The organism is Pantoea sp. BS_8 (genome assembly GCF_041954965.1).
Lineage (GTDB): Bacteria > Pseudomonadota > Gammaproteobacteria > Enterobacterales > Enterobacteriaceae > Pantoea > Pantoea stewartii.
On the sequence record NZ_JAVAXU010000002.1, the window covers coordinates 162,954 to 179,768 of the forward strand.

A 16,815-nucleotide genomic window follows, 5' to 3' on the forward strand; every position below is an offset into this window, starting at 1 on the left:
AAAGCACAGATACAAAGTGGCAGGTCAGATCGCGTCAGTGTTTTATCTTCATGCAACCTGGCTCTGTTCTTGTTTACGCCTGCAGGAACAGACATGACAGCCTGTATAATGTAAAAAAAATGTTTTATCAAACAGTTACAACAATCAGACGATATTGTATTTATGAGATTTTTACCAAACTGCGACGCTCTCGTCAGCTACTATTCACATCCGTGATTAATTAATATGACTGAACTGACATAATTAAACAGCCTGCGTTGCCCACGCTAACAGCAAGTGGTCTTTCGTGTGATATACTCACCGATTGCTGCGCGTAAAGATTGTAGAGACGATGTTAATCACCAAGGAGAAATTCATGAGCGATGAAGATTTCGCTACCTCGCAGGAAACGCAAAAATTATCTGATGAAGTGGCTTGCCTTAAGATGATGATTACTTTGATCCTGAAAGGGATGGGCCAGGCTGATGCCGGAAAAGTAATCATTAATATGGAACGTTATGTGAAAACACTGGGCGAAAAGCCGCAGGCAGACGTGTTCAGTAACACCATTAAACAAATCAAAGCGGCTTATCGCCAGTAATGGCTTGTGCTGCCCCCGCCCGGGGGCAGCGCGCTAACCGTTCGAATGCCAGTTAACGGAAACGCCGAGTGAAGGCAGCACCTCTTCCGGGCTGAAACGCCGCGTACCACGGTATTTCTCTGCCAGCGCAGGTTGACTGACGGGGATACGGATGGCAAAGAGATTATCCTCTGACAGAATTAAACCCGGCGTCAGAGGTTCATAGACGACCTGATGTTCCTCAAACATTTTTTCCAGCATCGGCGTAGCCGAACTGATAATGCATTCAATGCCGTTCAGCTCCGCCAGCTGTACCGCATGCCACAGAATATTGAGCGGTAGCTCAGGATCCACTTCCAGTCGTGCAGAGAAGCGGGACATTTCCCAGACCTTTTCATGATCGAACGGCAAAACAATGCCTTCCGTTTGCTCGGGTTCCGTCCAGGGCATCAGGCGGGCGCAGCCGCTAATGCCGCTTCGCACGCTCCAGGCGATTAACCAGGTCACATCAGAGCGGTCATACCGGTCATATTCTTGCCCTGGTGTACTCAGACGCGGTGGAATCGACCAGCCTTCACCCCGCGCAAACACGCTGTAACGGTAGCTGCCAAGTTCGGCAAGCAAAGAGGATGGCATATCCTTTAACTGCGTTTGAACTATTTTCATCATGCGCCTCTGACATCCCCATGTTTGCAATGATTTCTATGCGCCTGCCAAAAGCGCACCCGCGCAGGGTAGAGAAGTCCCTTCAGGTAAGGAACTACTAAAGTTGGCAGTTGCTTTTCTTTTAAATCACACCAATTGCTGCGGCATAGCAGGCAATCTGCGTTTTATTGGAAACATTAAAACGTTTTTTCATATTTTTTTGGTAAAAATTTACGGTGTGTTCAGAAATCGACAAAATAAGTGAAATTTCCTGAGAGGTTTTTCCCTCTGCGGTCCATTTCAAAATTTCCAGCTCACGCTGGCTGAAATCATTTCCCTGAACCATCAGCGCTTCATCATTGAGGCGTTCAAGTAAGCACAAGCTTTGCTCGGCGAGGAAGTGCAACTTTACCTCCAGCTCCACTTGCCGACAGTCAGTAATAAAGGGACGATGCGAACCTATAGATAATATACCAACGGCTCGATTTGACGCCATTGCAGAACAAGAAAATCCGCTCAGCAGCCCAAAATTACCCGCTTCTTGCCACATTTCCTTCGCCGAGCAAAAGAGTTCAGGTGTCCATTCCACCCCTTTTCCAGCACGCAGGCAGCGCTGCAACACGGGGTCAATGGCATAATAATTCCGTTCCTTATAACGTTTAATCCACGCTTCGGGGTAAGTATCATGCAAATAAACTCGCGGACGCGTAAAAGGAACGCGATGCTGGATAAAAAAAGCGAAAAAATCGAAGCCCAGTGACTGGATATAATCCTGTAAAAGCCCCTTTAATTGCGGAGCTGCCGTTAATACCTGAAAGTGCTGTTCGACATTTTCACGCCAGGAAAAATAATCTTCACCTATCATATTGCCTCAAATTCAACAACTTGCCGGGTATTTCTGATTAACACGTTATGTAATTAATTTACTCTTTGTTGCGACGTCATAAAAAGCATTATTTTCATTCTGGCGACAACGACCTGCAGAGAAAAGGATAAAAATACAGGGTAAGCAAACGCTTCGGGATAACTCAGGCGAGTGCAACAGAGGAAATAATAAGATTTTTCTTATATTTTTTCAATCATTTAACATAGCCATGATCAACAAATCTCACTCGATAAGTTGCGCTCGGCAACCTATTATGCTGAAAAAAAACGCAGATCATATCTTGTAAAACACGATGTCTTTTTCAGGCAATCACCGCCGCATGTTTTCTGCAGTCAGGCAGGGAAAGCACCCCTTTTCTGGTACGCGTTTTACCCGGATCTTTTGGTCCTACAAAAGATGGCTTATGGCTCTGCGTCGTAGGGCAGACGGCCGTACAAGGCCTGTTGAACGGCCTGCATAACGGCACTGCCCGTCTTTACAGGCAAGACGCCTGGCGGATGGCGCAGACCTGTGACCGCTGTCATTTTGGCCTGGTGCGGGCTTGTACAGATAACTTATTTAATAAATAACGCATCTGAAAAGAGAAAAATAATTATTTAACGACACTGTCATCCTCCTTTATTTATGTACAGATAACTCAAATTTATCGCCCTGCTAAAACGGCATCATTCACCCAGTCAGGTAATAATAATGCAGTATACTCTCTCAATTTGGTCATTTAGCAGGCAATGAACGGTGATAACACCGGGTGAATGATTTAAATAACACTGACGCCATGAGAAAAAATAAGCAGATGTGACACCCTTTTTAAAACAGTAAAAAAGCAGAACAGAAGAAAATAATATTAAACCCACGACACAGTTTTACGGTGAAAGTAAAGGTTAATCTCACCTGCAATAACCCGCCCCCCGCATGCCCAGATGAAAATGTGTAGCATGCGCGCGATTATAATCAGGCCCAAGCGCATTACCAAAAAAGTTACAACCCGATCGCCATAATGCATGAAGTAATAGTGATTTCTGGCCAGGTTGTTGCCAGTTTTTTCCTGGCACCAACCACTCGCCGTTAGCAAGCTGGTAGGCGGTAATATCCCAGGCATCCGCGCTGGCATGTTCACTCAGCCGTCCGGTGGCCTGATGGTAGATGTTGCGGCAGGCATAACTTCCGACATGTTCAATTCGGGTCAGATCACTGCCAGACAGATGTAACATTTGCTCGCGGCTGTAAGCCACGTACATTGTAGCCGCAACGGCCATTGGGCAACTGGCGAGGAAACTGCTGCTGAGCGAGACGGGCCCAAAATTTTGCAGCCTGAGGGGGCCGGACAACGGGCAGGCCCCTGTCACCGCCGGCCGTTGACTGAAACGTACAACGCCGGCCTGCTGTGCACGCTGCATCACGTCAAGACAGGCGGCGGGATCAGTTTGCAGTCTTTTGAGTTTTAATCGCGTCATCCAGCCCGGCGGATCCGTTACAGAGAGTGGCGTAAAGGGATTAAATTGCGCAGGAAGGTGCTGTTTTAACCATGGCAAACTCATCCACCCCACTCCGGTCATGATGATAAGCAGAACAAGTGTGCGCATAGAACCTCTGTAGCTGAAAGAAGCTGTACGGAGGTAGTGTAGAAGCACACGGCAGGATACGCTTAAAAGATGACACAGGGTGATGAAATATTACTTAATCTGACGTAAAAATCGCCAACGTTAAGTGAAAGCGCCGTTTTAATGCCAGCGTTGTCCGATATTGTTAAAAAACAATTACCGTTTTCATTAACACTTCCACTATCTTATGCCAAATTGCTCCCGGCAATCCGGTATTCTCAACAGCCACCAGAGCTGACACAACATCAAGACAGGAAAGACACTTTCATGGTTGATCAATCTACTCAAACGCAGGCGAGCTCACAGGGCGATGACACGCTGCGACGTAATCTTCATAACCGACACATCCAGCTCATCGCTATTGGCGGTGCGATTGGCACCGGTTTGTTCATGGGCTCGGGTAAAACAATTAGTCTGGCAGGGCCTTCGATCATTTTCGTTTACATGATCATCGGCTTCATGCTGTTTTTTGTCATGCGGGCAATGGGCGAATTACTGCTGTCGAATCTTGAGTATAAATCCTTTAGCGACTTTGCGGCTGACTTACTGGGTCCCTGGGCCGGCTACTTCACCGGCTGGACATACTGGTTCTGTTGGGTTGTTACCGGCATTGCCGACGTGGTGGCTATAAGCGCCTACTTCCAGCTCTGGTTTCCCGGCTTTTCGATCTGGATGAGCGCACTGCTATGTGTTTTTGTTTTCCTGGCCTTAAACATTGCCACGGTGAAATTATTTGGCGAGATGGAGTTCTGGTTTGCCATCATCAAGATCGTGGCGATTGTCGCGCTGATCATTACCGGCATTGTGTTGGTGTCCATTCATTACCCGTCGCCGGGTGGTGGCACCGCTGCACTGAGTAATATCTGGGATCACGGGGGGCTTTTCCCGAAAGGACTGAGCGGATTTTTTGCCGGATTCCAGATCGCCGTCTTTGCGTTTGTCGGTATCGAGCTGGTGGGAACAGCGGCGGCCGAAACGCATGACCCGCACAGGGTTTTACCGCGGGCCATTAATGCCATTCCGCTGCGCGTCATTATGTTCTATGTTCTGGCGCTGCTGGTGATTATGTCCGTTACCCCGTGGACCGAAGTGATGGCCGATCGCAGTCCGTTTGTGGAAATGTTCGTGCTCATTGGCCTGCCAGCTGCGGCCAGCATTGTTAACTTCGTGGTCCTGACGTCGGCGGCATCCTCAGCCAACAGCGGTATTTTCTCCACCAGCCGCATGCTGTATGGTCTGTCGCAGCAGGGCGTTGCCAGCCGTGCTTTTGGTCGTTTATCGTCACGCGCGGTGCCCACGACCGGCTTGTTCTTTTCCTGCTTCTGCCTGCTGTGTGGTGTGGCTCTGATTTACCTGATCCCGAATGTGATGACGGTCTTTACGCTGGTGACCACCGTGTCTGCCATTCTGTTTATGTTTGTGTGGACAATTATCCTGTGCAGTTACCTTGCATATCGCAAAAAATTTCCGGAACGTCATGCCGCCTCGACATTTAAAATGCCTTTAGGCAAATTCATGTGCTGGGCATGTATGGCGTTTTTTGTCTTTATACTGGTGCTGCTAACACTGCAGGAAGACACGCGACAGGCACTCATGGTCACGCCGTTGTGGTTTATCCTGCTCGCCGCAGGCTGGCAACTGCGTCGACGCACGCGTCGTTGATATAGAGACTGAAAAAAGCCCGACGCACGTCGGGCTTTTTTATAACCGCTCAAGTATACGATTGACGCCGCGGCGCAGGGCCCGTTCACCAGACGGCAGGCGCTGTGGCTGCAAATCAGGGCTTTCCGCCGTGCCCAAACCAAACGTAAACGTGTAATGGCTCCCTTCTCCCATACGCAAATCTGCAATGGTGACCTGCCCGTCACGCTCATCCATGGCATAAAAGCCATGGCTGAACCAGGCAACACGTTCTGCCAGCCAGTTTCCTTTAAACGGGACGAATAGCTCAGGATGACGCGGCCGCCACGTTACCGTGACAGGACGAGCAGGCGACAGCAAAGACCAGTAAGCCTCGCCATAGCGGTCAGGCGTGATGATGACGCTGCGCCAGACCAGCGTATTGAATGCCGTTGGGGTGACCAACACCTTGTCAGTCGCCACCCCCTGCTGTTCGAATGAGTGTTTAATGTGTTCATCAGCCACCTGCTGAATGACCATACTCCAGGCAAGGTAGCCGGTACTGAGTGCCAGCCCCGCGTGATTCCAGCGTAATCCCCGTCTGTTACGCCGCCACAAAGCGACACAGAGCCCGATGATAAGCGGCAACGTATAAAGCGGATCGACGATGTACATGCTGCCAATCGCATAAGGATGATCGGTGAGAGGCAGCCCAAGCTGAGTGCCATAGACTGTCATCAAATCAAGAAGGGGATGCGTGATCAGCGCCAGCCAAATAGCAGGCCACCAGGCGATCCATGTCACGCCGGATTTGAAAAGCCGCGCGACCAGCGCGGCGAGCAACGGTGAACACAACGTCAGATAGAGTAAGGCATGGCTTTCAGTCCGGTGCAGCGTCATGTTGCGGATAGCATCACCGTGGTCGATAAACACATCCAGATCGGGCAATGTGCCACTGATTGCGCCTACCGCCGCGGCTTGCCAGGCAGGTACGCGCCGCCCCATAACAGCCAGCGCCACGGATGCGCCCAGAACACATTGTGAAACAGAATCCATCACGCCACTCCCTTGTCTGTTACAGGGCTGAGTTTGATCGCGTTTTATTAACGAACGCGAATGCCTTCAATAATAATGCGCTGAACGTTCTCCACCGTTTCCTCGAAGAAAACAGGATTGCTGAGCTGATTCCCCGTGATCGCTTCGACCTGGCTGGCAAAGTCAGCATAATGCTGTGTCGTCGCCCACAGCATAAAGATCAGATGCTGAGGCGCAATCGCCGCCAGCCGTCCTTCAGCTATCCAGCGCTCAATTATCGCTGTTTTGTCGTCCATCAACGTCTTCAGATCGCCGGCCAGTTCACCTTTCAGCAAGGGCGCACCCTGCAGCATTTCCAGGCAAAACAACTTTGATGCCTGTGGATAATCGCGAGAAACCTCCAGCTTAAGGCGAATATACTGACGCACGGCGCGCAACGGCTCCTGCTCGTAAGTCAGGGCACGTAGCGGTGCCAGCCAGACATCCAGGATCTCTTTTAATACGGCAATATAAAGCGCTTCTTTAGAGGGATAGTAGTACAGCAAATTGGTTTTGGAGACGCCAGCCTGCTCCGCGACTTTCTCCAGCCGCGTCCCGTGAATACCAAACTGGGAAAAACAGGTCAGGGCAGCCTGCAGAATTGCCGCACGTTTCGCTGCAACGGCGACCGCACGACGCGTTGGCCCGGGCGTAGCCTTTTTCATACGTTTCTCCTTCACGTTACCGTTACGCATCACGGCAACAGACTGTTTTCAGGCGGTAACGTGCCGACAGCTGTGATGTACGGCGCAGGGAAAGGGCCACACTGACAGGGCCATAAGCACTTATTCTCGCGCCACTATTCATCGGAAGAGGCCGATGGCATGCTATGTTTCCAGCGCAACTCGCTGACAATGACCCCGCAGACAATCAGGATACCGCCAAGAATAGCAGCGGCCGGCAGACGCTCGCCTGCTAAACGCCCCACCACACCCGCCCAGACCGGTTCACCGGCATAAATGACCGTGGCGCGTGTCGGTGATACGCTGCGTTGAGCCCAGTTCATTGTTACCTGTATCAGCGCACTGGCTGCGCCGAGCCCGACCGCGCTGACTAACAGCGGGGTCGATAACGCAGGCACGGATTCACCATTCGGGATCATAAAGCAGAAGGCACACAGTGAAGCGACAGTCAGTTGAATGAAGGTCACCCGACGCACATCAACCTGACCGGCATAACGACTGATAAGAATGATTTCTCCGGCAATAGCCAGCGTGCTGAGTAACGTCGCGGCTTCCCCTTGATTCAGCGCAATTCGGCCATCCTGCGGCCCCGCGACCAGAATCAATCCGCAGAACGCCAGTGAAATACCCAACCACGCCATCAGTTTTGGCGGACGGCGCAGAAACAGCCACTGCAACAGCGGCACCACAGGAACATAAAGCGCGGTGAGAAACGCTGACTGACTGCTGGATATCGTCTGCATGCCCCAGGTTTGTAAGCCGTAGCCCCCCGCAATCGTGAGGCCGATCATCGTGCCCGCTTTGACTTCGCGCCAACAGACAGCAGCAAGATAGCGGCGGAAAAAAAACGCCAGTAACAGCGCAGCGGTAGCAAAGCGTAAACCGACAAAGAAGAACGGACCTGAATAATGCATCGCCTGATGCACGATCAGAAACGTTCCCCCCCAGATTACCGTAATAAAAATAAGGACCAGTTCCTGACGCGTAATACCGACGGTCAGTTTGCGAGTCGTATCCGACATAATTCACCTGTATCTGTTTTCAGGCGCTATTGTGATCAGTGATTCGGGCGAATGCAATTCCGTTTCCTGCCGCGTGACTGTCGCCTCGCATCAGGCGGCACCCCGTCGCCTGACACGGTCTGGGCTGGAGCGATAACAGGTGAACATACCTGCACCGGTTTGCGATCTTCTGATGCATGAACGTTCAGTGCCACATCGCTTCACGTGAGGCGGCTTGATGTTCATCGAAGGACATGTGCGTGAAAGCCTGTGTGACATTCCACCTTTTAGGTCTCTGGATCGCTGAAAATTACATTTAGAAACATACTCTACGCTAAGAATTGACTTAAAAGACGACGATTAATCCTTAAAAAAACCCATTCTCAGCATTTTCAGTGCCGTTACGCTGACTGTCTGACCGGTGATTTCTCACAGTCAGGTAAAGCTCTTCTATACTTTTCGATGTGTTGACTAACTCCCGGAGAGATCAATGGCTAAGATTCTGGTGCTTTACTATTCAATGTATGGACACGTTGAAACCATGGCGAACGCTGTCGCAGAAGGCGCACGCAAGGTGCCTGGCGCCCAGGTAGATGTGATGCGCGTCCCCGAAACCATGGATGCACAACGCTTTGCGGAAGTTGGCGGTAAAACTCAGCAATCCGCGCCTGAAGCGACGCCAGAGATACTGCCTGACTACGATGCCATCATCGTGGGCACCCCTACCCGTTTCGGCAACATGTCAGGGCAGATGCGAACATTCTGGGACCGGACAGGCGGCCTGTGGGCCTCTGGCGCGCTCTACGGCAAAATTGCCAGCGTCTTTACCTCCACCGGTACCGGAGGAGGACAGGAACAAACCATTACGTCTGTCTGGACCACCCTCGCCCACCACGGCATGGTCATCGTGCCTATCGGCTATGGTACCAAAGAGATGTTTGACATTTCTGAGGTCCGCGGCGGTACGCCTTATGGTGCCACTACGCTGGCCGGTGGTGACGGTTCACGTCAGCCAACCCAGGAAGAATTGATTATTGCCCGTTTCCAGGGCGAACACGTTGCCGGGCTGGCAGCAAAACTTAAGGACTAACCTTTCAGAAGGAGATCAGTATGTCGACGAATCAGTCAAAAGCACATCACGTAGGTGAATGGGCCAGTTTGCGTCACACCTCGCCCGAAATTGCCGAGGCCATTTTTGAAGTCGCAAACTATGACGAGCGCCTGGCGGAAGAGATCTGGCGTCAACAGGGAAGCGATGACGTATTAATCCGCGCGTTTGAAAAAACCGATCAGGACGTCCTCACGTGGGACGACAAAACGGTTGAGCGAAAGAACGTCTGACGGCATGGCGGGCCTGGCCCCGCCCTTTTTTTTATCGTTGACCACGGAGAATTCTATGTCTTCCTATCAAAGCATCAACCCGGCAAACAATCAGTTAATGAAAAGCTGGCCTTCCCATGACAGCGCGGCCGTGACGCAAGCGCTGGAAACGGCGGATCGGCTGTTCCACTCTGCCTGGAGTAAAGGCGCTATTCAGCCACGACTTCAGGTATTGAAAAAACTGGCTGATCTGATTGATGACCGTGCGGAAGAACTGGCGACTATTGCCAGTAAAGAGATGGGCAAGCTGATTGGCCAAAGCCGTGGCGAAGTCAAAATCTGCGCGCAAATCGCCCGCTATTACGCTGAGCATGCAGAACGTATCCTGAAGCCACAACCTTATGAAAGTGAGTTGGGCGACGCCTGGGTTGAGTATCATCCCATTGGTGTGCTGGTTGCGGTCGAACCGTGGAACTTCCCCTACTACCAACTGATGCGCGTGCTGGCACCAAATCTGGCACTGGGTAATCCGGTACTGGCTAAACACGCCAACATCGTGCCGCATTGTGCCGATGTCTTCGAAAAGCTGGTGAAGGAAGCGGGCGCGCCTGAGGGTGCCTGGACCAACCTGTTTATCTCTACCGATCAGGTTGCGGAACTGATTGCCGATGACCGGGTACAGGGCGTGGCTCTGACAGGATCCGAACGGGCGGGAAGCGCCGTTGCTGAACAGGCTGGTAAGCATTTGAAAAAATCCACGCTGGAGTTGGGCGGGAATGACGTCTTTGTGGTCACGGAGGATGCCGATCTGGATGAAGCCGTTCGTCAGGGCGTGCAGGCGCGACTGAGCAACTGCGGTCAGGTCTGTACAGCAGCCAAGCGTTTTATTCTGAACGAGAAGATTGCGGATACCTTTATCGATAAATTCAGTGCGGCGCTTAATGCAGCGGTGTTGGGCGATCCGCTGGATGAGAAAACTACTCTGGGACCGCTTTCGTCGGCTGATGCGCGCGATCGTCTGGTTAAACAGGTTGATGAAGCCGTCGCAAACGGCGCTAAGCTGGTCACAGGTGGTAAAGCGGTGGCGGGCGTAGGATGCTATTACCAGCCCACGCTGCTTACTCATATCACCCGCGATAACCCTGCCTATTTTCAGGAGTTTTTTGGCCCGGTGGCGCAGGTTTATGTGGTCGCCAGTGATGACGAGGCGGTGGCCCTGGCCAATGATTCACACTATGGGCTGGGCGGTTCCGTGTGGACACGTGATATTGCGCGTGGCCGTAAACTGGCCTCCGCCATTGAAACGGGCATGGTGTTCATCAACTCGCAGAGCGACACCTCTGCGGAGCTGCCTTTCGGCGGTGTGAAGCGTTCTGGCTACGGACGCGAACTTTCGGATCTGGGTATCAAAGAGTTTGCGAACCAGAAACTGGTGGTTGTGGCCGGATAAGCGCAGCCTGAAGCGTAAAAAAACCCCGTCTTAACGGGGTTTTTTGTTTTCAGTGACCGAAAGCTATTAGTTGGCTGCAGCGGGCTGCTTCGCAGGACTGTTATCTGTTTTATTTTGCGCGTTGGCGGCGTTTTCCGCTTTGGCTTTGTCATCCGCTGCTTTCTGGGCAGCAGCCTTATCAGCGCTGGCCTTCTCATCCGCCGCCTTTTGCGCAGCGGCTTTATCCGCGGCTGCTTTATCAGCTTTCGCTTTCTCGTCAGCCGCTTTGTCCGCCTTTACCTTATCGTCAGCCGCTTTCTGGGCAGCAGCGCTATCAGCCGTCGCCTTATCGGCGCTGGCTTTATCGTCAGCTTTTGACTCCGCAGGATTCGCCGCGCCCGCGTTGGCACTGGCCGCTGGCTGCTCTGCCGCCGCCGGTTGCAACGCGGTCCCCTGCAGCGCGCTGTTCAGCACCTGGGTAAACTGCTCCCAGCTGCAGTAACCGTTCGCGTCAGTCGGGCAACCCGCCAGTTGCAGGGTGACGCGCTTCGGTGGCGTTTTCAGACTTAACACCTGGGCATCGCGCAACTGATCGGCGGTCTGATACACGTATTCCATCTTCAGCAGGTCTTTGTTGTTTTTGGCATCATGCCAGCGTTCAAACACCACCTGTCCACCGATGGGCGTTTTCTCATAGGTCTCTGGCAGATCATAAGGTTTGACCTGTAAGGCGCTCAACAATGACGCTATGTTGGAGTCATGCCCTACCATCAGGGTCACTTTGGGTGAGTCAGCTTTATCCTGATCGATGAGCTGGCTGCGGATATAGTCCACCAGCGGAGCCGCGACGTTGCGTGCCACATCTGGTGTGGTAAACAGCGTGTCCTGATAACCGTTTTTGATCGCTGACAGTGACTGCCACTGCTCAGGGGTTTTAATTTGCCCCCAGGCAACCTGATCCAGCGGGAAGCCTTCGTAATATTGCAGCGTAAAGGCATCCATAAGGGAATTCCCCACTTTCAGCGGTCCGTTCACGCCAGGCTCTTTGCCGTTTTCAACAATAAAGGTATTTTGCCCACTGCTCAGATCGCACTGCTTTTTGTTATTACAGGCCGGAGAAGACTTGTAGTCGACAATTTTGTCCAGACGCTGATACGCTGGCTTCAGGGCCAGCTTCTCATTAGCGGCAGTCATGTCCGCCAGCGCTTTTTTGATGAATTCTTCATTGCCGTCGGTGATCACGGGATTAAATACCGGATCCATGCTGCCCATTTCATCCTGATGGGTCACCGTAATATCACAGCCCGGGAAGGCACCATTTACAAAAAACTGGGCCGTCGCTACGGTACGTTGCAGGCTGTTTGCGTAGACAAACACACTGTTGCTGTCCGGACAGGCGCCGTTCTTCACCAGGCCCTGCTGCGCAAGCCACTGGCGCGTGTAGTTACCCATATAGACTTCCAGCACGCCACCTTTGGTGGTCAGTTGCCCGCCGGGCACCTCCCACTCTGGCCAGCTTTTTTTGGTGGACTGTGCCAGTACGCTACCGTTATCCGCAAGCGGCGCACGCAGATTATGGCGGCTAAACATCAGTACCTGCTGGAGCTGCATCTCGTTATCCGCGGCGTGGGCCAGCGTCCCGATCGGTAATGCAGCGAGTACCGACAATGCGCAAAGACTCAGTTTCTTGATCATTGTGCCTATTCCATTCATTCAGTAAAAAAACACTCTGGCTATCAACCGATTAGCTCGCCATAGAGCGACGTGACGGATAGTGTAACTCAGCTTGCCCCTGAAAAGCGCCAGGTGACAGTAAAAACAATTACTGGACTATAGCAGAGATACCGGACGCGGGTAAAAACAGTCCAGTTTACTGAAAAGGCAGGGATAATAATGAAGAAATGTGTCAGGCACGTAAAACGAAACAGGCCAGCACGCTGTGCTGGCCTGTGAATGTGGCGGAGGAAGAGAGATTCGAACTCTCGGATGGTTTCCCATCGGCGGTTTTCAAGACCGCTGCCTTAAGCCGCTCGGCCATCCCTCCGGGTTGTCATACTACTGCAAAGGCAAGATGCGATAACGCTGTCTTGCCACTTCACTCTTTAAGAGATGAAGTGGCGGAGGAGGAGAGATTCGAACTCTCGGATGGTTTCCCATCGGCGGTTTTCAAGACCGCTGCCTTAAGCCGCTCGGCCACCCCTCCGCAATGACGCGCACTATAAACATCCCCTATGGAGATGTAAAGCCTGTGATAATCCGTTCGCCTGAAAAACAGTCAAAAAAGCGTTATTCGTTGTCAAAATCGCCAGTGTGCTCAAAGAATTAGCGTTTTTTTCGCGTAAAGAAGGGTAAAACCTCTTTTCCCGCTTTATCGCGCTGCGTATTCTCAACGCATATTTGGTGTTCTGCCTTACAGGAGCGCAACATGGACAGAATAGTTTCATCATCATCGCGACAGTCATTACTGAGTACGCACAAGGTCCTGCGTAACACCTATTTTCTGCTGGGCCTGACCCTCGCCTTTTCCGCGCTGACCGCAACAGCGAGTACACTGCTGGCCCTGCCCGCCCCGGGTTTGATCCTGATGCTGGTGGGCTTCTATGGTCTGATGTTCCTGACCTACCGTCTGGCTGACAGCCCGGCGGGAATTTTAGCTGCTTTCGCATTTACGGGCTTCCTGGGCTACTGTCTGGGTCCTATCCTGAGCACCTATCTGGCCGCAGGGATGGGTGACGTGATCGCCCTGGCGCTCGGCGGAACGGCACTGGTGTTTTTCTGCTGCTCTGCCTATGTGCTGACGACAGGACGGGATATGTCCTTCCTTGGCGGCATGATGATGGCGGGCTTTGTCGTGTTACTGGTCGCCGTGGTGGCGAACCTGTTCCTGCACTTGCCAGCGCTGCAACTGGCGATTAGCGCCCTGTTCATTCTGTTCTCGGCGGGGGCTATTTTGTGGGAAACCAGCAACATCATTCATGGCGGCGAAACCAACTATATTCGTGCAACGGTCAGCCTGTATGTTTCCCTCTATAACATCTTCGTGAGCCTGTTAAGCATCCTGGGTTTCTCACGCAGTAACTAACGCACTGCAGGTAAACTGAAAAACCCCGCTCAGGCGGGGTTTTTGCTTTTTCTGTGGGGCCAGTTTGGTAAACTGCAGCCCGAACGAATCTGAGGATGCACTATGAATTACAACGGTGACGAAATTGCTGTCGATGCCGAAGGTTATCTGAAAAACCATCAGGACTGGAGCGAAGGCCTGGCGCTGCAGATTGCGGCAGAAGAAGCCATCACCATGACAGATGCCCATTGGGAAGTCGTGCGCTTCGTACGCGACTTTTATCTGGAATTTAATACTTCCCCCGCCGTAAGAATGCTGGTGAAGGCGATGGCAAAAAAGTATGGCGAAGAAAAAGGAAACAGCCGTTACCTGTTTCGCCTTTTCCCCGAGGGCCCTGCTAAGCAGGCAACCAAAATTGCCGGTCTGCCAAAACCGGCAAAATGCCTGTAATCAACCCGTGGTGAAGCCGTGCGGCATGTCAGCGACATGATGCGGCTCCACCAGGACCTTTTCTACACGGGCTGTGCGCGGCCCGCCCGCTTTTAACCAGTCAAGTAATGCATTGACCTGTTCGGCATCGCCGCAGGCCAGGACTTCCACACGACCATCTTCAAGGTTCCGTGCGTAACCCTGCACGTTAAGTGTGTTTGCTTTCGCCTGGGTGCTGTAACGGAAACCCACGCCCTGCACCGTGCCCTGTACCCAGGCTTTGTAACAGACCTTCGCCATGGCCTTCTCCTGCCTTTCGTTGCAATTTGCCGTTATCCACTGGACAATAGCGCCTCATTTTTTCAGGTAAGCATAGCAAATATGACCGTTCGATTGATTCTCGCGAAGGGACGTGAAAAGTCCCTGCTCCGTCGCCATCCCTGGGTTTTCTCTGGGGCCGTTGCTCGTCTGGAAGGCAAAGCGCAACAAGGTGAAACCATTGATGTCTGTGACAGTAATGGCAAATGGCTGGCTCGCGCCGCCTATTCACCGCAGTCACAGATTCGCGCCCGCGTCTGGAGCTGGCAGCAGGACGAATCCATCGATATCGCCTTTTTCGTGCGGCGTTTTCAGCACGCGCTGATATGGCGTGAATGGCTGGCTGAGCGCGATGGGCTGGACAGCTATCGCCTGATCGCTGGCGAGTCGGATGGTCTGCCTGGCGTGACTATTGACCGTTTCGGACGCTTTCTGGTGCTGCAGTTATTATCCGCCGGCGCAGAATACCAACGCCCGGCTATCATTTCAGCGCTGCAGCAGTGCTTTCCGGATTGTGCTATCTACGATCGATCTGATGTCGCTGTCCGTAAAAAAGAAGGGCTGGAACTGGCGCAGGGCACCGTTACCGGTGAGTATCCTCCCGCACTCTTGCCGATCACCGAACACGATATGAAACTGCTGGTGGATATTCAGGGTGGGCATAAAACAGGCTATTACCTTGACCAGCGCGACAGCCGTTATGCCACACGGCGCTATGCCAAAGATGCTCGCGTGCTTAACTGTTTCTCCTACACCGGTGGCTTTGCCGTATCAGCGCTAATCGGCGGTTGTCAGGAAGTTATCAGCGTAGATACGTCTCAGGACGCGCTGGATGTTGCACGACAAAACGTTGAGCTGAATAAGCTGGATCTCGCGCGTGCTAAATTTCAGCGCGATGATGTCTTTAAACTGCTGCGCCGCTACCGTGATGAGGGTGAAAAATTTGATCTCATCATTATGGATCCGCCTAAGTTCGTGGAGAATAAAAGCCAGCTCATGGGAGCCTGCCGGGGCTATAAAGACATTAACATGCTGGCCATTCAGTTACTGAATCCCGGCGGAATATTGATGACCTTCTCCTGTTCGGGCTTAATGGCTACCGACCTTTTCCAGAAAATCATCGCAGATGCCGCACTGGATGCCGGCCGTGACGTGCAGTTTGTTGAACAGTTCCGCCAGGCGGCCGATCATCCCGTGATTGCAACCTATCCTGAAGGACTTTACCTGAAAGGCTTCGCCTGCCGCGTCATGTGACTTGAAATGACTGTCCCTGCCCCCATATAACAGGCAGGACAGTTTTTTTCGGAGGTCATCATGATTGCCAGTAAATTTGGTATTGGTCAGCAGGTTCGTCATCGCCTCTCCGGCGTGCTGGGTGTCATTGTCGATGTCGATCCTGAATACGCGTTAGATGAGCCGCACCTGGATGAAATTGGTGCCGCCGATACCATGCGCAGTGCGCCCTGGTATCATGTGGTGATGGAAGATGAACAAGGCAGTCAGGTTCATACCTATGTGGCTGAAATTCAGTTGGCCGGTGAAACCAGCCCGGAACATCCTGAGCAGCCCTCAATGGATGAACTGGCCGCCTCGGTACGTAAACAGCTTCAGGCTCCTCATCTGCGCCATTAACAGCGGGCGGCAACGGTGTTGCCGCGCCTGATATTAGTGTCCCAGCCCTAGTCTCGGGATCTCGATTTTGGGGCAACGATCCATAATCACCGTCATTCCCGCATCCTGGGCCAGCACGGCGGCCTGCTCATTGATTACCCCAATTTGTAACCAGAGCGAATCGGCTCCGGCAGCGATGGCTTCCTGAGCCACTTCCCATGCCGCCTCTGAATTGCGGAACACATCCACCATATCGATTTTTCCCGGCACCTCTGCCAGCGATCCATAGGCTGTCTGCCCTAACAGGGTTTTGCCTGCCAGCTTCGGACTCACCGGAATAACCTCATAGCCTTGATCAAGCAGATACTTCATTACGCCATAACTGGGGCGTTCCGGACGATCACTCGCCCCCACCAACGCGATGCGTTTTGTCCGGGTCAGTACGTCACGAATAGTCTGATCATTCATGTCCATCTCCTTTCACTTTAATCTTTAGTGTAGATGAGGCGTTACAGAGTTCGCACCTGGCGTAAAGACATATTGTGCCGCTTCGCTCGAATATATATGTATAATTGTAA

General features: G+C 52.3%; 18 protein-coding genes and 2 tRNA genes. 9 read left to right on the forward strand and 11 right to left on the reverse strand.

Going from position 1 to position 16,815, the window contains the following annotated elements; genetic code table 11:
• Positions 1-355 precede the first annotated feature (355 nt).
• Positions 356-580 (forward strand): DUF2594 family protein, encoded by a 225-nt coding sequence (locus RAC65_RS06215; protein ID WP_006118773.1) that lies wholly within the window; start codon positions 356-358, stop codon positions 578-580.
• Positions 581-613: 33 nt separating this feature from the next.
• On the opposite strand, the gene RAC65_RS06220 is transcribed toward RAC65_RS06215, so the two are convergent.
• The 3 genes from RAC65_RS06220 to RAC65_RS06230 form a co-directional block, all read right to left on the reverse strand.
• Positions 614-1,225, reverse strand: coding sequence for an acyl-homoserine-lactone synthase (locus RAC65_RS06220; protein ID WP_006118772.1), 612 nt, complete (start codon positions 1,223-1,225; stop codon positions 614-616).
• A 121-nt stretch (positions 1,226-1,346) separates the two neighbouring features.
• Positions 1,347-2,069: a transcriptional regulator SdiA gene (gene sdiA, locus RAC65_RS06225; protein ID WP_033737592.1), complete on the reverse strand. Its 723-nt coding sequence runs from the start codon at positions 2,067-2,069 to the stop codon at positions 1,347-1,349.
• Positions 2,070-2,977: 908 nt separating this feature from the next.
• The gene (locus RAC65_RS06230; RefSeq protein ID WP_033737593.1) at positions 2,978-3,673 is read right to left on the reverse strand and encodes an extensin family protein; all 696 of its coding nucleotides are present in this window, start codon (positions 3,671-3,673) and stop codon (positions 2,978-2,980) included.
• 285 nt (positions 3,674-3,958) lie between these two features.
• Between RAC65_RS06230 and cycA the strand changes: the two genes are divergently transcribed.
• Complete coding sequence (cycA, locus tag RAC65_RS06235; RefSeq protein ID WP_039341206.1) at positions 3,959-5,353, forward strand: D-serine/D-alanine/glycine transporter; 1,395 nt, start codon at positions 3,959-3,961, stop codon at positions 5,351-5,353.
• Between the two features lie 39 nt (positions 5,354-5,392).
• Here cycA and RAC65_RS06240 read toward each other — a convergent pair whose 3' ends face one another.
• The 3 genes from RAC65_RS06240 to RAC65_RS06250 all read right to left on the reverse strand — a co-directional run bounded on the left by RAC65_RS06240 (position 5,393) and on the right by RAC65_RS06250 (position 8,090).
• Positions 5,393-6,367, reverse strand: coding sequence for a metal-dependent hydrolase (locus tag RAC65_RS06240; RefSeq protein ID WP_375096505.1), 975 nt, complete (start codon positions 6,365-6,367; stop codon positions 5,393-5,395).
• A gap of 47 nt (positions 6,368-6,414) precedes the next feature.
• A complete protein-coding gene (gene rutR, locus RAC65_RS06245; protein ID WP_033737596.1) occupies positions 6,415-7,050 on the reverse strand; it encodes an HTH-type transcriptional regulator RutR in 636 nt (211 codons plus the stop codon).
• A gap of 134 nt (positions 7,051-7,184) precedes the next feature.
• Entirely contained in the window at positions 7,185-8,090 is a 906-nt protein-coding gene (locus RAC65_RS06250; RefSeq protein ID WP_375096506.1) for a DMT family transporter, read from the reverse strand.
• Positions 8,091-8,559: 469 nt separating this feature from the next.
• On the opposite strand from RAC65_RS06250, the gene wrbA reads away from it, so the two are divergent.
• Genes wrbA through RAC65_RS06265 form a run of 3 tightly spaced genes read left to right on the forward strand, consistent with a single transcriptional unit; the run spans position 8,560 to position 10,839 of the window.
• On the forward strand, positions 8,560-9,159 hold the full coding sequence (gene wrbA / locus RAC65_RS06255) for an NAD(P)H:quinone oxidoreductase (RefSeq protein ID WP_006118683.1): 600 nt from the start codon (positions 8,560-8,562) through the stop codon (positions 9,157-9,159).
• Positions 9,160-9,179: 20 nt separating this feature from the next.
• A complete protein-coding gene (locus tag RAC65_RS06260) occupies positions 9,180-9,410 on the forward strand; it encodes a YccJ family protein (protein ID WP_006118682.1) in 231 nt (76 codons plus the stop codon).
• A gap of 55 nt (positions 9,411-9,465) precedes the next feature.
• On the forward strand, positions 9,466-10,839 hold the full coding sequence (locus tag RAC65_RS06265; protein ID WP_133745122.1) for an NAD-dependent succinate-semialdehyde dehydrogenase: 1,374 nt from the start codon (positions 9,466-9,468) through the stop codon (positions 10,837-10,839).
• Between the two features lie 66 nt (positions 10,840-10,905).
• On the opposite strand, the gene agp is transcribed toward RAC65_RS06265, so the two are convergent.
• The 3 genes from agp to RAC65_RS06280 all read right to left on the reverse strand — a co-directional run bounded on the left by agp (position 10,906) and on the right by RAC65_RS06280 (position 13,021).
• On the reverse strand, positions 10,906-12,513 hold the full coding sequence (gene agp / locus RAC65_RS06270) for a bifunctional glucose-1-phosphatase/inositol phosphatase (RefSeq protein WP_375096507.1): 1,608 nt from the start codon (positions 12,511-12,513) through the stop codon (positions 10,906-10,908).
• Positions 12,514-12,774: 261 nt separating this feature from the next.
• Positions 12,775-12,862 (reverse strand) — tRNA-Ser (locus RAC65_RS06275).
• Between the two features lie 71 nt (positions 12,863-12,933).
• Positions 12,934-13,021: transfer RNA gene (locus RAC65_RS06280), tRNA-Ser, on the reverse strand.
• A gap of 222 nt (positions 13,022-13,243) precedes the next feature.
• Here RAC65_RS06280 and yccA point away from each other — a divergent pair.
• The gene (gene yccA, locus RAC65_RS06285; protein ID WP_133745120.1) at positions 13,244-13,900 is read left to right on the forward strand and encodes an FtsH protease modulator YccA; all 657 of its coding nucleotides are present in this window, start codon (positions 13,244-13,246) and stop codon (positions 13,898-13,900) included.
• A 102-nt stretch (positions 13,901-14,002) separates the two neighbouring features.
• Positions 14,003-14,329, forward strand: a complete 327-nt coding sequence (tusE, locus tag RAC65_RS06290; protein ID WP_006118678.1) for a sulfurtransferase TusE — start codon at positions 14,003-14,005, stop codon at positions 14,327-14,329.
• Here the strand turns inward: tusE and yccX are convergent, their stop codons facing one another.
• Positions 14,330-14,608 (reverse strand): acylphosphatase, encoded by a 279-nt coding sequence (gene yccX, locus RAC65_RS06295; RefSeq protein ID WP_110267704.1) that lies wholly within the window; start codon positions 14,606-14,608, stop codon positions 14,330-14,332.
• Positions 14,609-14,689: 81 nt separating this feature from the next.
• On the opposite strand from yccX, the gene rlmI reads away from it, so the two are divergent.
• Positions 14,690-15,880 (forward strand): 23S rRNA (cytosine(1962)-C(5))-methyltransferase RlmI, encoded by a 1,191-nt coding sequence (rlmI, locus tag RAC65_RS06300; protein ID WP_375096508.1) that lies wholly within the window; start codon positions 14,690-14,692, stop codon positions 15,878-15,880.
• Between the two features lie 60 nt (positions 15,881-15,940).
• Positions 15,941-16,258: a heat shock protein HspQ gene (gene hspQ / locus RAC65_RS06305; protein ID WP_006118675.1), complete on the forward strand. Its 318-nt coding sequence runs from the start codon at positions 15,941-15,943 to the stop codon at positions 16,256-16,258.
• Between the two features lie 33 nt (positions 16,259-16,291).
• Here hspQ and RAC65_RS06310 read toward each other — a convergent pair whose 3' ends face one another.
• Complete coding sequence (locus tag RAC65_RS06310; protein WP_033737602.1) at positions 16,292-16,705, reverse strand: CoA-binding protein; 414 nt, start codon at positions 16,703-16,705, stop codon at positions 16,292-16,294.
• Between the last annotated feature and the right edge of the window lie 110 nt (positions 16,706-16,815).